Origin of the sequence: Halorhabdus sp. CBA1104 (assembly GCF_009690625.1) — an archaeon.
Lineage (GTDB): Archaea > Halobacteriota > Halobacteria > Halobacteriales > Haloarculaceae > Halorhabdus.
Genome location: NZ_CP033878.1, coordinates 2,163,725 through 2,176,747 on the forward strand (window position 1 = coordinate 2,163,725; position 13,023 = coordinate 2,176,747).

General features: G+C 65.3%; 13 protein-coding genes. 6 read left to right on the forward strand and 7 right to left on the reverse strand.

The genetic code is table 11. The annotated features are described in order from the left end of the window. Positions 1 to 121 precede the first annotated feature (121 nt). A complete protein-coding gene (locus tag Hrd1104_RS10900) occupies positions 122 to 763 on the reverse strand; it encodes an HAD family phosphatase (protein ID WP_154552785.1) in 642 nt (213 codons plus the stop codon). Positions 764 to 937: 174 nt separating this feature from the next. On the opposite strand from Hrd1104_RS10900, the gene Hrd1104_RS10905 reads away from it, so the two are divergent. The 3 genes from Hrd1104_RS10905 (at position 938) to Hrd1104_RS10915 (ending at position 4,363) form a co-directional block, all read left to right on the forward strand. Further along, entirely contained in the window at positions 938 to 2,083 is a 1,146-nt protein-coding gene (locus Hrd1104_RS10905; protein WP_195837581.1) for an outer membrane lipoprotein-sorting protein, read from the forward strand. Between the two features lie 277 nt (positions 2,084 to 2,360). Continuing rightward, positions 2,361 to 3,338 (forward strand): S49 family peptidase, encoded by a 978-nt coding sequence (locus Hrd1104_RS10910; protein WP_154552787.1) that lies wholly within the window; start codon positions 2,361 to 2,363, stop codon positions 3,336 to 3,338. After that, positions 3,335 to 4,363: a hypothetical protein gene (locus Hrd1104_RS10915; RefSeq protein ID WP_154552788.1), complete on the forward strand. Its 1,029-nt coding sequence runs from the start codon at positions 3,335 to 3,337 to the stop codon at positions 4,361 to 4,363. The genes Hrd1104_RS10910 and Hrd1104_RS10915 overlap by 4 nt, the downstream gene beginning before the upstream one ends. A 408-nt stretch (positions 4,364 to 4,771) precedes the next feature. Here Hrd1104_RS10915 and Hrd1104_RS10920 read toward each other — a convergent pair whose 3' ends face one another. The 3 genes from Hrd1104_RS10920 to Hrd1104_RS10930 form a co-directional block, all read right to left on the reverse strand. Then, positions 4,772 to 4,960: a hypothetical protein gene (locus Hrd1104_RS10920; protein ID WP_154552789.1), complete on the reverse strand. Its 189-nt coding sequence runs from the start codon at positions 4,958 to 4,960 to the stop codon at positions 4,772 to 4,774. Positions 4,961 to 5,040: 80 nt separating this feature from the next. Next, entirely contained in the window at positions 5,041 to 6,051 is a 1,011-nt protein-coding gene (locus tag Hrd1104_RS10925; protein ID WP_154552790.1) for a hypothetical protein, read from the reverse strand. Positions 6,052 to 6,156: 105 nt separating this feature from the next. Beyond that, positions 6,157 to 6,564: a winged helix-turn-helix domain-containing protein gene (locus Hrd1104_RS10930; RefSeq protein ID WP_154552791.1), complete on the reverse strand. Its 408-nt coding sequence runs from the start codon at positions 6,562 to 6,564 to the stop codon at positions 6,157 to 6,159. Between the two features lie 212 nt (positions 6,565 to 6,776). Between Hrd1104_RS10930 and Hrd1104_RS10935 the strand changes: the two genes are divergently transcribed. Then, the gene (locus tag Hrd1104_RS10935) at positions 6,777 to 7,772 is read left to right on the forward strand and encodes a HAMP domain-containing sensor histidine kinase (protein WP_154552792.1); all 996 of its coding nucleotides are present in this window, start codon (positions 6,777 to 6,779) and stop codon (positions 7,770 to 7,772) included. Positions 7,773 to 7,876: 104 nt separating this feature from the next. Then, the gene (locus Hrd1104_RS10940) at positions 7,877 to 8,533 is read left to right on the forward strand and encodes an AIM24 family protein (protein ID WP_154552793.1); all 657 of its coding nucleotides are present in this window, start codon (positions 7,877 to 7,879) and stop codon (positions 8,531 to 8,533) included. Positions 8,534 to 8,580: 47 nt separating this feature from the next. Here Hrd1104_RS10940 and Hrd1104_RS10945 read toward each other — a convergent pair whose 3' ends face one another. Beyond that, entirely contained in the window at positions 8,581 to 10,152 is a 1,572-nt protein-coding gene (locus tag Hrd1104_RS10945; RefSeq protein ID WP_154552794.1) for a bacterio-opsin activator domain-containing protein, read from the reverse strand. Positions 10,153 to 10,280: 128 nt separating this feature from the next. Further along, complete coding sequence (locus Hrd1104_RS10950) at positions 10,281 to 10,955, reverse strand: DUF5518 domain-containing protein (RefSeq protein ID WP_154552795.1); 675 nt, start codon at positions 10,953 to 10,955, stop codon at positions 10,281 to 10,283. A gap of 104 nt (positions 10,956 to 11,059) precedes the next feature. On the opposite strand from Hrd1104_RS10950, the gene Hrd1104_RS10955 reads away from it, so the two are divergent. Beyond that, on the forward strand, positions 11,060 to 11,515 hold the full coding sequence (locus Hrd1104_RS10955) for an RDD family protein (protein ID WP_154552796.1): 456 nt from the start codon (positions 11,060 to 11,062) through the stop codon (positions 11,513 to 11,515). Positions 11,516 to 11,593: 78 nt separating this feature from the next. Here the strand turns inward: Hrd1104_RS10955 and Hrd1104_RS10960 are convergent, their stop codons facing one another. Next, a complete protein-coding gene (locus Hrd1104_RS10960) occupies positions 11,594 to 12,940 on the reverse strand; it encodes a hypothetical protein (protein ID WP_154552797.1) in 1,347 nt (448 codons plus the stop codon). Positions 12,941 to 13,023 lie beyond the last annotated feature (83 nt).

Sequence of the window (13,023 nt, forward strand, 5' to 3'; positions counted from 1 at the left end):
GTCAGTGGGCGACCGTCCCGGCAGCAACGGCCTCGCTAGGTGGCTCTTCCCGGCCAACGCAAGCCGATGAGGCAATTGCCGCTCACGACGTGCCAGCAGTGACGCGCCGGGGAAAACAGGATTAGACCCGTTCGAGCAGCAGCTCGCGCAGTTCGTCGACGTCTTCGGCGACGACATCCGGGATCGAGCGGTCGATGCCGTCGTGGACACCGGTAAATCCGATCGTGAACGCACCGGCGGCCTTCGCCGCCGACGCCCCGTTCGTCGAGTCCTCGATCGCGATACAGTCACTCGGATCCTCGCCGGCCAGCCGGGCGGCCCGCTGATAGACGTCGGGGGCGGGCTTGCCTGCCTCGACATCGGCCGCACTGACGATCGCGTCGAAGTCATCTTCCAGCCCGAAGCGGTCCAAGACGACGTCGATCCAGTGGTGGGGCGAGGAGGTCACCAGCGAGACACTGTCCCCCTCCGCGCGAACGTCCCGAAGGAGTTCGGGGACGCCCGCGACGATCTCGGCTTCCTCACCGTAGATCTGCCGGCCGGCAGCCTCGAACAGTTCGAGGAATTGCTCGCGGGAGATGGCCGCGCCGTAATTATCGTCGAGGTAGTCGTAGATCTCCCGATAGTACATCCCCGTCGTCTCCTCGGGCGGGACATCCTCCTCGGGCACGACTTCGGGATAGATGTCTTGGCTCTCGTGGCGCTTCCAGTGGGCCTCGGAGCTGACGATCACGCCGTCCATGTCACAGAGGACTGCAGTCATACCTCGATGTTTGGCAGGCGGGACAAAGCCATGGCGATTCAGCTTCCGGACCGAAACGGCCCGTCTGGCCCCGGACACCGAGGCCACCGGCCTGGAAACCCTCGCCAGGAGCCACACAATTGAACTGGATCGATCCAGAAGGAGCCAGATATGCACACGCCCTCCATCTCTCGCATGTATCTGCTCCTGGTAGTGACGCTTGCAGTGAGCGGATTGCTTGCCGGCTGTGTCTCACTGGGGAGCCAACAGACAACCTTACCGACGGAGGAAGCGGTCGAACAGACTGTCGATGAACTCGATACAGTCGAAGCGACGATCGTATCCTCGCTCGACGGCACAGCGATATCCAAACACCGAACAGTGTTCGAGTTCGGAACGGAGCGGCGACGGGCGAGGACCCAAGCAAGCGGGTCCGAAACGCTGGTCGTGGCAAACGAGTCGGTGACCTGGCGATACGATCGGGCAGCGAATACCGTTCGTCTGACCCATCACGGTGCAGACAGCGGCGGGCGCAATACCACCGAATATGCGAAAGTGCTGCAGTCGATGTTCGGGCGGTTGAGCGCGAACGGCGACGACGCCAACGCGGACGGCGTGTTGAATCCGCTTATTCTCCCGTCTACTGGTAGCAGCGGCCAACCGTACGCGGGAGTGCTCGAACAGTTCACAGACGCCTCGCTGAGCTACGCGGGGACGGAGGCCGTCGACGGTCGGGAGACGTTCGTGGTAGAAATCGTACCGGGCGGGGACACACAGGCGAGCAACATGACGATGTGGCTCGACCAAGAGTGGTACCATCCGATCCAGTGGCAGGCGACGATTTCGGGCGAGAACGGGCCACAGACCGTGACGACGACCCTCCGAAACGTCACGTTCAACCCCGAAATCCCGGCCGGGACGTTCACGTTCGAACCGCCCGCGAACGCGACGATCGTCGAACGGACCGTCACCAGCCAGTCGTTCGATTCCAGAGCCGATCTAGCCGCGGCCAGCGAGATGACGATTCCGGAGCCGTCGGTGCCCGACTCCCTGGCGTTCGATTCCGGACGGCGGTTCAACGACAACGGGACCGTCAGGACGTCACTCCAGTACACAAACGAGACGGCGACGCTCCGAGTGACGAAGGCAGACCCGAGAGGAGACATCGAGACGCTCACAGAGGGCGAGCGCCTCGAGATCAACGGCCAGCAGGCCATCAGACAGACCTTCGATAGTGGGACGTCGCTCCGGTGGTCCTGTGGCGGGTATCGGTACAGTGTCTTTGGCGATATCTCAGTGGAGACAGCCCGCGCTGTCGGCGAATCGATCGACTGCGGGTGAAAAACGCGATCGCGACCAGCGGCAGAATGGGTGAGGACAAGGAACCGACGCGGACTGGCCAGCGACCGCGGTCGGGCTCACGCTGATCTATCGGGGCCGCGACGGAGTTTGAGCGCGGCGACGAAGGCGATCACGAGCAGTACAACACCGGCGATGCGTGTTGCGGTCGAACGCATAGCCCAACCGACGCCTGAGAGACACCTAAAGTACGAGTCAGTGTCTCAGAGTTAGAAACAGCGCGTGCCCACCTTTGCTGTCCCGGTAGAATCGGGGCTGTATGGTCGTTGGTCCAGACAGTTCGAGACGAAACCGACTCGTTCTGGTCGCGATCCTCGCGATCGGAGCCGGTGTGATACTCACACCACAGGTGTACAGTGCAGTGACCGGGCCGGATGGAACCGTGGCCGTCGTCGAACTCTCCGGGACGATCGACGAGCCCACGGCCCAGTTCGTCGAGGCACAGCTCCGGGACGCCCGGCACAACGATTCGATCAAGGGAGTCGTCCTCGACGTCGAGAGCGGGGGTGGGCTCCCGGGCCAGAGCGAACGGATCTACGCGGCAGTCGAGCGGACGAGCGAGCGGATGCCCGTGATCGCAACGGTCGATACGCTTGGGGCCTCGGGCGCGTATCTCTCGATGGTCCCGGCCGACGAGATCTACGTCGCCCCGTCGGCCCAGGCGATCGGGAGCGTCGGCGTGACTGGAGCCGCCCCACAGCCCCTGTCGCCGTCGGCCGGTGACACCGGGCCGAACAAGGGTGGCCTCCACCCCGACGAGGCCAGAGAGGATCGGGAAGTCCTCGCCGAGCTGTTCGTCGAAAGTGTGTTGACCCAGCGCGGCGACGAGATCGAGCTGAACCGGACGGAAATTTCCAGAGCGAAGATTTATCTGGGTACAGAGGCCGTCGATAACGGCTTCGCCGACAAGCTGGGCTTCGTCGACGACGCGATCGCCGACGTTGCCGACCGGGCCGGCCTGGATACCTACGCGGTCGAGACCCACGAGATGGAACAACAGGGAAGCCTCCTCGGTAGCTTGCCGATCGGTGACGCCGACAGCGACGCCGTCGTGACCGTCCGGACGGACGATGGACTCGACCGACAGCTCGTTTTGGCCGTTGCCCCACAGTTCCTCGATCGCGCTGTCGAGGACGACGTCGAGATCGTCTCCCATTCCGGCACGACCGCCACAGCCGACGAGCGGCGTCGACCGGCCGGCGAGCGGGCCTCAGACACTGGAGGTGACGCCGAATGAACCGATACGTGACCGCACTCGGGGTGTTCCTCGCAGTGTTGGTGGTGACCGTCGGGACCGCCACCGTCGGTGGGGTCGTCCTCACCGAAGAGACGCCCGACCAGCCCGGACTCGAGACGAGTCAGTGGCAACTAGACAACGTCCAGCCAGACAGCGCCAGCGAGGCTGGGGCGATCGAGATGGCAAGCACCGAGGCGACGAACACTGTGGTCGTCCACGTCGGGACGGCCCAGGGCAGTGGCGGGTCGGTGCTGGACGGGATCCCACTCCAGGGAGCAGAGAAAGCGATCACGACTGGCTCGGCTGCCGGCCGTGAACGAGCTGTCACGACGCTGCTGTCGACGCTCGTGGACAACGGGCACGACGTGACGTTGTACACTGGGTCGACGAGCACCAACTCGTTCGGTGAGTCGCCGACGCTCGCCGACGAACTGGCAGACGCCGACGCCTTCCTCACGACTGCCCCGAGCGCGCTCTCGGCGGCAGACCGGGAGACGGTGACCGACTTCGCCGACGCGGGCGGGCGGGTCTTCGTCGGGGCCGACCCCGGCGAGGCACGCGGCGTCACCGACATCGGTGCTGCCATCGGCATCTACCAGGAGACGGGCTACCTGTACAACGTCGCCGAGAACGATCAGAACTACCTCAGCATCTTCGCCGAGCCGACGGGCGCATCTGGCCTAACTGATGGCGTCGAGCAGGTCGTCTTCCGTGGCGCGGCCTCGATCGGCCACGCCGAGAGGACACCCGCACTGGTCGTCGAACCGAACGCCGAACGCTCGACGACACAGCGAACCGCTACCTACGGGGTCGCGGCCGTGTCCGAGAACGTCGCGATCGTGGGCGATACGAGCTTCCTGCAACCGGAGAACGCCTACCGCGCGGACAACAACGTACTGATCGGCAACGTCGCGGACTACCTGGTCACCGGGACAGTCAACGAGAGTGCACGCGAGCAACTGGGCGAATCGAGCGATCGGGCAGTCCCGGGAAACGGGGGAGTGCAGTCGCCGAGGGACCCGTGAGACGGCCGTCGTGACCGGTCGGACAGAGAGGAACGCTCTGGCCGACCCTCCTCTCGAGTCGAAGCGGATGGCTCACAACACAGATCCAGTTAGTACTGTGACGGCTGGTTGAACAGCGGATACGACCGATATTTTCGCGGAACGGTCCAGCGAGCCACAGCAACAGCCACAGGGCGTTCCGATCGATGGCAACGATGGGACATCGTGCCGACAAAGAGCCCGACCCTCATCCCAAGCCGGTCCCCGTGCCAAGCGACGGCGAACGCACAGACGCCGACGCCAGCACGCTCGGATCCGACACGACGTGGGGGAGCAACACACGTACGCGCCAGCAGTCTCACCGGGGCAAACTGTGTCGAATCGCTCCAGTCTCGGGCCGTCGAAAGGGGACGAGGGAGTGCTGACAGCCTATTCGGATTCGATGAACCGCGCGAGAAGTGCTGAGAGAATCAGGACCGGGAGGAAGTACATGAGCAGAATCGCGAGGATGCCGACTGCGGTGATCAGGGCCCCGTCGGCATTCCCCGGGTTCGTCTGGATGAAAACCAGGATCACGAACCACAGCGTCGTGAGTTGCACGAAATTGGGTTCACTCATACGCGGGGTGTGTACTGTCGGCCGGCGGATATGCCGTTCGATATTGCGGACGGGCCACAAGCGAGGTGCAACACGGCAAATCACTCATCGAGAAGGCCGCCGTGGCGGTTCCAGACCGCATCTGTCGGCATCGAGACGTGGGCACTGACGGTACGGGCGGTGACGGTACGGTCGAGGAGTTGTGTCCGCTCGTCGGCCGAGAGCGCCGCCAGCAGCCCCCGGAATGCCTCGCTGGCCCGGTCGCCCTCGGAAAGCAAAGCCCCATACTGGAGAGCAGTCGTCTCCGGCCCTGCGTCGATCGCGACGCTCGCTTCCCGAATCGACCGGACGAACCGGTTGAGTTGCCGGGCACTGGCGGGGACGATATCGAGGAGGCGGCCTCGCATCGAGGTGCCGAGATCGACGTGGGCGAGCAGGTCACGCTGGTGGACAGAGATAGGGTCGACAGTCCGGGAGGCACAGTCGTCGGCGGTTGCCAAGCGGCGTCGCCGCCTCGCAAGTCGCGCGCTCACATCGGGACGGCTGGTGTCGACGGCCACGTCGATCCGGGTCGGCGCGATGCGCGCGACCGAAGCGGGAGCGCTCTGGACGAGGGTCTCACTGCGCGCGTCCGTCGTGCTGCACCGACGGTCTGGCTGGGATGGGGCGGACGAGTCACCGACACGGGACACGTCTGGGCTCACACCGGAAGTGGATCCAGACGACCGGTCGAGCCGGCTGAAGGCGGTGTGGCGCTTAAGGTCGGTGGCGATCGTGTTCGGATCGAACGCACCCACAGCCGTGCCCGATCCGGCGTCGAGTGCCCCGTCCCGGGTCTGGACGGTCCCGGAGACCCAAGAGACGTCACTCGAGGAGAGGATTGTGGCGTAGGGGCCGATCGCTCCGAGGGACCCACTGGCCGCCGCCGGGAAGCCGAGGTGGCCGAAGACGGTCGGATCGCCCGAAACAGAGACAGTCGTGACGTCCTGTCGAGGGGACGGAGACGTGTCGTCTTCGGCGGGCGGACTCGCTGCAGTCGCTTCGACACCCAGCAGTGAGGAGCCGAGCGTGATGGCGGCAACCTGTGAGAGGAGCGTTCGTCTGGTCGGCATGTATCGAGGGACGGCGACGGCGACCTTACGAATGGGTGCGCTGTTTCTAAACGAGAAAGGCGTGCTCGTCCAGCCCGTGGGTGGCGGCCGCCAACGCCCTCGCGTTCACTGATGGTCGTCGGGGAGGTCGGCATCCGGACGCCGAGCCTGAGAGTCGATCCCGTCCTCGCCGAGCGAGAACTCGAAGCCGTCGACGGTAGCGTGAAATTGCTTCCGGTGGTGGCCATCCGGATCGAACTGCATCTCCGTCCGGACGAGGCCGTGTTCGACCAATCGTTCGAGCCGTCGATAGATCGTCGGTCGGGACATCTCCGTGGCCGCGCCGAGTTCCTGGCCCGTCCGTGGCTGTTCGACGAGCAACGCCAGAATCTGGCGGGCGTAGGTATCCCCGAGCAACGAGAGAAGCGCCCCACTCGAGGCGCTGTCCGGGGAAGATTGCTCGCAGTGCTGGTGGCCGGGCGCGTCGGTCGCTGCTCCAGCCCCGCTACGGCCGCGTGAGTGTCGTCCGGTCATAGGGGGAGACACATCCGACGGCCGCCTGAATTCGCTGGCTAGGCACACTGAGTCGGGAACTGGACCGGGCCAGGCCGGTGCTGTCTATATGCCTAGCCTTCAGGACTTTAGCCGGACGGGGCGAACGACGATCATCGCTCCCGAAAGATGAGAGCCGCACGACTGTGCCCGATCGGCACACCACAGAAGTCACAGACAGGGACACACGAGTGATGACCGAGACACAGACGACGGGACCGTTCGCCGCCGAGCAGTGGCCCGATCCGCTCTGTCAGTACGCCGATGCCGATGGCACCCCAGTCGTCGAATCGGTGAACGACGCCTTCGAGCATACATTCGGACCCGTATCGGCGGGCGAACCGGTACGAGCGCTGTTCGAGACGGGTGACGTCTCGATCGTACAGGGCCAAGCCGATCCGGGTGCCATCGGGAGGACCGACGATCGGCTCGTCGTCGAAACTGAAACACAGCCATCCACCTCGGGAACACCCTCGCGTGACCGGTTTCTCCTTCGCGTCGTGACCGCAGAGGCAGACGGCGGCGTCCTCCTCTTTACACCCCTCCCGACGGCGGCCCAGGAGGCCGGCGAAATTGGGCTCGACCACGTGGCCAGCGCGATCAGTCACGACCTCCGCAACCCCCTCGACGTCGCGAAAGCCCGCTTGCACGCAGCCCGGGAAACCGGCGAGACCGAACACTTCGAACACGTCGCGACGGCCCACGAGCGGATGGAACGGATCGTCGAAGACGTACTGACGCTGGCCAGGGGCACCGCAGTCGTCCAGCCCGACGATCGAGTCGAGCTCGCCGCCGCCGCGAACGCAGCGTGGGAAACCGTCGAGACCGACGACGCGACAGTCGTCCTCGACAGGTCGTTGCCGACGATCGTCGCCGACGCCGATCGCCTCCGGCGGCTCTTCGAAAATCTCTTCAGAAATTCGGTCGAGCACGGGGGGACAGACGTGACGGTAACGGTCGGCCCACTCGCCGACGCGGCGGGATTCTACGTCACCGACGACGGCCGGGGCATCCCACCGGAGCGACGCCAACGCGTCTTCGATCCCGGGTTCAGTACCGACGACCACGGGACCGGGTTGGGGCTGTCGATCGTCAGCCGCATCGTCGACCTCCACGGGTGGTCGATCGCCGTCACCGACGCCGCGACCGGCGGCGCTCGCTTCGAGATTGCCGGTCTCGAACGCCCGTGAGCGACAGGTCGAACGGATTTCGCAGACAGAAACCCTGTGCTACCGTTCATGGCCGTATCCCTTCGATGGGAACCCGGAGGAAAGTTGCACGACTCCCGAAACCCATGAACGTAGAAGATTTCACCGCGCAACACGCGCCAACAGACGCCGCCGAGACGTTCAGCCTCGAAAACACATACACACTCGACGTCGCCGTCGACGGGTCGGTACTGGCCAAAGCCGGTTCGATGGTCGCCTACACGGGAGACCTCGCGTTTACGGGCCAGGCAACCCCTGAAGGCGGCATCACTGGCTTTCTGAAGGAAGCCGCCACCGGCGAGGGGACACCGATCATGCGCGTCGAGGGTACCGGGACGCTCATGCTCGCCGATCGTGAGAAGAAAGTTCAGATCCTCACACTGGACGACAGCGAGTCGATCACGATCAACGGCGAGGACGTACTCGCCTTCGAGTCGGGACTGTCCTACGAGATCACCACGATGGACAGCCTCGCAGGCTCGTTTGCCGGCGGGTTCACCAACGTTACCCTCGAAGGTCCCGGCCACGTCGCGCTGACGACCCACGGCGAGCCGGTCGTACTGGACCCACCCGTCACGACGGACCCGGGGGCGACAGTCGCCTGGAGCGCAACCACGCCGGCGGTCGAAGTCAACACCAATCTCTCGGACATGATCGGCCAGGAATCGGGTGAACGCTTCCAGATGGAATTCACGGACGCCGGTGGCTTCGTCGTCGTCCAGCCGTTCGAAGAACACGCCTGATCGGCACTGTCCGCTGGGTCCAAAGAGAGCAAACGAGCAGAGACACATCAACGGTCGCCGTTCGATCGTCCCGAATCGGTCTGTTCGTCGGTTGCGTCGAACACCGCTGCCAGAAGTTTCCGCTGTCCAGCCCGGAGATGGTGAAGCAGCGTCGGGCCGGTGATCCCCAGGGCTGTCGCGACATCTTCGGCGGTACTCCCTCGTGGAGACTCGAAGTAATCCGCGAAGAACGCAGTCCGAAGGGCCTCGGCCTGGCGATCGGTCAATCGGGCAGTCACGGTGTCTCGGACCGCCCCCGTCGTCTGTTCGTCCCGTCGGCGCTCGCGCTTTGCGAGTACCGCAGCGTCGTAGCGGCGCGTGATCGCGTCGGCGATCCGGCGAACGTCTTCGTCCGGGGGGAGTTCGACGACGATGCGATCGTCGGCAGCGCCGAACGTGGCCGATTGGACCGTCCCGCCCTGACTGACGAGTTGGCCCAGTGGCGTCTCGATGCGCTGTATCAATTCGATCGAACCGCCGCCGTCGTGTTCGGCGACGACCCGCGTCTCGGTCACGGCCTCGTGGGCCGAGAGCGTCGTCGCCATCGCCTCGACCGACCGGCAAGCGGTCGCAGCGTCGACATAACAGAGGAGTTGTTCGCCCTGCTGGATGACGCCCGTGACGTCGATCCGGGCGTCGGTATCGGCGGTCGCAGCGACGAACGGGGTTGCGGGATCGGACAGTCTGAGCGTGAGTTCGACGACCCGATCGGCCGCGAGCAACGATCGGTTGCGGGTCGCGTTGATAGCAAAGCCGGCCATCTCCCCGACGGTCCCGAAGGTCTCACGCTCGCGGGCCGTGAAGGCGTCACGTTCGGTCGCGTAGACGCCGACGACGCCGTAGACACTCGACCCGTAGGTGAGCGGGACGGCGAGCAACGACCCAAGCCCGTCGGCAAAGGCCGCCCGACGGATCGGCTCGGGCACGGACTCGTCTTCGCCAAGCGACGCGACGACCGTCGGTTCACCCCGTTCGATCGCGCGCAATTCGGGCAGGTCCGCGTCGTCGTCGAGGGCCGCCTCAATCCGATCGAGCGTGCGCCCGGTCGTCCCGGCGGCGGCCTGCAACACGATCGTCTCGGCCCCGACAGCGCGCTCACCAACCCAGGCAAATTCGTAGATGTCGGTTCCGCCCAACTGGGTACAGATGGTCTCGGCGATGTCCTCCCGCGTCGAGGCCGCCACGAGGTCACCGAGGACGTCCGCGATGAGTTCGGTACCGATCGTCAGCCGATGGAGGTCCGACTGGAGGGCGTCTCGTTGCTGCTCGCGACGTCGGTTGTCGGTCTCGTCTCGAAGATAAACGTAGACGGCCTCCTCTGCCGGGACGATATCGACTGCGAGCCATCGGTCCAGCTCCGGGTAGTATTCTTCGACGGACAGTTCCCCGTCCGGGGTCTCGAAGGCCTGCGGGACGCGGCCCTCGACGGAGTCCGGGAAGACAGTCGCGATCGACTCGCCGGCGACAGTGCCCATGTCCACAGAGAGAAGCGTCTCGGCGGCGTCGTTGCCGTCACGAACGACTCCGTCCGGGCGTACTTCGAGAATCCCGATCGGTGCGTGCGCGAACCCAGTATCCATCGTATTGAGTCACCGTCTGGCGGCCTGTTAAGGGTACGCCTGGCGGCGATGACAGACGACCAAAATGGCAGTCCCCACCCTCGACGGGCCGGGAAAGCTGGCTACCATACACCGTGGCCGATTGCCCCTCAGGCGTTGCTCCGGCGGCCGATGTAGCCACCGAGTGCACTCAGCCCGACGACGTAAGCGATCCCAAACAGGCCAGCGACCACCACCACTGCAACGGCAGCCGCCGCACTCGGCCCCGGAAGTCCGGTAAACAGTCCGACGCCGACGAACACGACCACGAGAAGCGCCGGGACGATCGTAAAGAGGCCGGCGAAGATACCGGTCGCAACACCACTGTCGCGATCGGTCGAGAGGTAACTCGCGGCCGCGCCGCCGAGGATCGGCGAGAGCGGGACGAAGCTGAGCACGGTGTTGACGATCGCACCGACCACACCGAGGATCCACCGGGGCGTCGGCCGGCCGTCGCGTCGGGCACGCCCGTGGGCCACGACGACGGCGATCCCGAGGAGGGCAATCGAGACGCCAGCAACGACGAGGCCGAGCCCACCCCACTCACCGAGTGCAACCAGGGTATCGATCGCCTCGGCCTCGGTGAGGACGTCGGAGCGAAACTCGCTGTCTCGGAGGAGTGTCGCGATATCCGGGCGCTCGATCGCCGCCCGGAGGGCCGCCCCGCCGAGGGCAACCAGAAGGCCAAAGACGCCCAGGACGGCACCGATCGCCCAGTCGAGCGGTCGGTCGAAGGCGGGCGTCGGTTCGGGGCCAGTGCGTGCTGATCGGTCAGTCGATGCCATAGCGGTCAGTATGGTCCGAGCACAATAACACATCGGCAGGCGTTTCACCGGTAGAAACACGCGAATCCGAACTATACGGAGAGACCGTCTACACCTGAGTAACGATGACCAAGCGTCCCGAACGACGGTGTGGCGTCGGTATCCGTGGCGTCGCGATGGCGATCGACTCGATCGTCTGGATCGCGCTGTTCATGGGTGCTGTTTCGGCGGTCGGCCTCCTGACCGGGGAGCTACAGACCACGAGCGAAGGGATCGAAACCCACCTCGAAGGCGGTCCGGCGCTGGGAGGCACTGCCCTCTGGCTTGGGCTCTCGATCCTGTATCACACGCTCTTGGAGTGGCGGTGGGGCAAGACGCTCGGGAAGTATCTCGTCGCCATCAGCGTCACGCGACCGGACGGGTCGTTACCGTCGTTGCGTGGCTCGCTCGCCCGGAACGTGCTCCGGCTTATCGACTGGTTGCCATTCTTGTATCTGGTCGGGATCGTCACGATCGCGGTCTCGGAGACGGACAAGCGTCTCGGTGATCGCGTCGGCAAGACGATCGTCGTGCGGTCCTGATCGATACGACTGGGTGAGGGGGTCCCACCTCGACGCGCCCGTCGGGACGCCCGGGAGAGCGCGTGGCTGTCCAGGGACTCACGGAACCGCTCGGCGGGCCACGACGCCCGACGTGCCGTCGACGGTAGCGGTCACGACGACGGTGTCGCCGTCTGGATCGACGTAGAGATACAGGTACATGTCCGCCCGCGGAGTCGTCGTCGAGGCTTCATAGCCCGATTCGACCGCCTCGAAGGCCACCTCGTCGACGTCGAGGGGCTTGGTGATACCGACCCGAACGCGCTCTTGGTCGGCCTCGTAGGTGAACGCGAAGGCCTCGTCCGGAACGGCTGTCGCGACTGCCTCGGGCGGATCGACAGGGGCGCTCGTGTCCGGGGTCGCGGTCGTCGTTCGATCTGGCTGGATGACTTCGAAATCGAGGACGCCCTCACTGTAGGTCCCACTGGCAGTCACCCGATCGCCGTCGATCGACACGGAGTGGGTTTCGCTTGCGGAGCCAAACCGTGCGTCGAACTGGCTGGCCACCTCGTCGTCGAGAGAGCGCTGGACGGCGAAATCGGCCCGAATGTGGCCGGTGTCGGGTTCGAACGTCACCGAGGCGAGTACATCGTCCGTCGGGCGGATGAGGTCAGTCACGGGACGGTCGGCCGGCTCGCCGAAATACGCGTCGTCGAGATCGACCGGGCCGAGCCACCCGCCAGCGACGTGGCCGGTCCCGGCCGTCTCCAGGAGCCACGTCAGAGTCTCGGAGTGCTCGATCGCGCTTGCACGATCGCCGTTCGCGGTCTCGACGACACGGCGGATCTCCTCGCGGGTGTCTGCGACGACGACAGCGGTGTCGTTGATCGCCGTCACACCGTCCAATTCCTCACCAGGGGGTGCATACAGCGTGAACGAGCCGATAGACCCCGTTTCCTCGAACGGGACGTCACCGACCGGGCCAGCAGACCCGGAGCGAAGCGTCTCCGCGGCCTCGGAGCGATCGAACTCGCCCAATCCGATCGCGACGTTGCCCGCCATGAACAGCTCACCGATCCCGCGATCTGGCTGTTCGGGGTCGATGAGAGGCCCGAATCCGGACACGGCAATCGCCAGGGCAGCCCCGGCGACCAGCCGCCCGCCCACGGCGAGTGGCCAAGAGAGCAACGGATCATCGACGCTATCGAAGCCCGAGACGTCGGTCAAGACGCGATCGGCGCCTCCAGCCGTGTCTGCCGGGAGAATCAGGGGCAGCAGTTCGTCGCCGCCCGCCGTCTCACTCGCGATGCTGAAATCCAGATAGGCGACGTTGACGCCGCCGTCCGGCGCCGGGAGCCACTCCGCATACGAGGGAGAGCCGTTCGTCATGCCGAGGCAACCGCCGAGTGCGACAGCTGTCGCTGCCCCACCGAGGCGCAGGAATCGACGGCGATGGAGGGATGTCATGGGTAGCGATCACCGACCGGGAGAGCGGCCGTCTTGGCCGAATCGTTGGGCAACCAGCGGCATAAACCATGTCCTCACGGGCC

Coding starts and splice junctions, on each gene's coding strand:
- Hrd1104_RS10910 (WP_154552787.1), top strand. CDS start 2,361: ATGGTCGTTGGTCCAGACAGTTCGAGACGAAACCGACTCGTTCTGGTC.
- Hrd1104_RS10960 (WP_154552797.1), bottom strand. CDS start 12,940: ATGACATCCCTCCATCGCCGTCGATTCCTGCGCCTCGGTGGGGCAGCG.
- Hrd1104_RS10940 (WP_154552793.1), top strand. CDS start 7,877: ATGAACGTAGAAGATTTCACCGCGCAACACGCGCCAACAGACGCCGCC.
- Hrd1104_RS10900 (WP_154552785.1), bottom strand. CDS start 763: ATGACTGCAGTCCTCTGTGACATGGACGGCGTGATCGTCAGCTCCGAG.
- Hrd1104_RS10905 (WP_195837581.1), top strand. CDS start 938: ATGTATCTGCTCCTGGTAGTGACGCTTGCAGTGAGCGGATTGCTTGCC.
- Hrd1104_RS10950 (WP_154552795.1), bottom strand. CDS start 10,955: ATGGCATCGACTGACCGATCAGCACGCACTGGCCCCGAACCGACGCCC.
- Hrd1104_RS10930 (WP_154552791.1), bottom strand. CDS start 6,564: ATGACCGGACGACACTCACGCGGCCGTAGCGGGGCTGGAGCAGCGACC.
- Hrd1104_RS10955 (WP_154552796.1), top strand. CDS start 11,060: ATGACCAAGCGTCCCGAACGACGGTGTGGCGTCGGTATCCGTGGCGTC.
- Hrd1104_RS10920 (WP_154552789.1), bottom strand. CDS start 4,960: ATGAGTGAACCCAATTTCGTGCAACTCACGACGCTGTGGTTCGTGATC.
- Hrd1104_RS10935 (WP_154552792.1), top strand. CDS start 6,777: ATGACCGAGACACAGACGACGGGACCGTTCGCCGCCGAGCAGTGGCCC.
- Hrd1104_RS10945 (WP_154552794.1), bottom strand. CDS start 10,152: ATGGATACTGGGTTCGCGCACGCACCGATCGGGATTCTCGAAGTACGC.
- Hrd1104_RS10915 (WP_154552788.1), top strand. CDS start 3,335: ATGAACCGATACGTGACCGCACTCGGGGTGTTCCTCGCAGTGTTGGTG.
- Hrd1104_RS10925 (WP_154552790.1), bottom strand. CDS start 6,051: ATGCCGACCAGACGAACGCTCCTCTCACAGGTTGCCGCCATCACGCTC.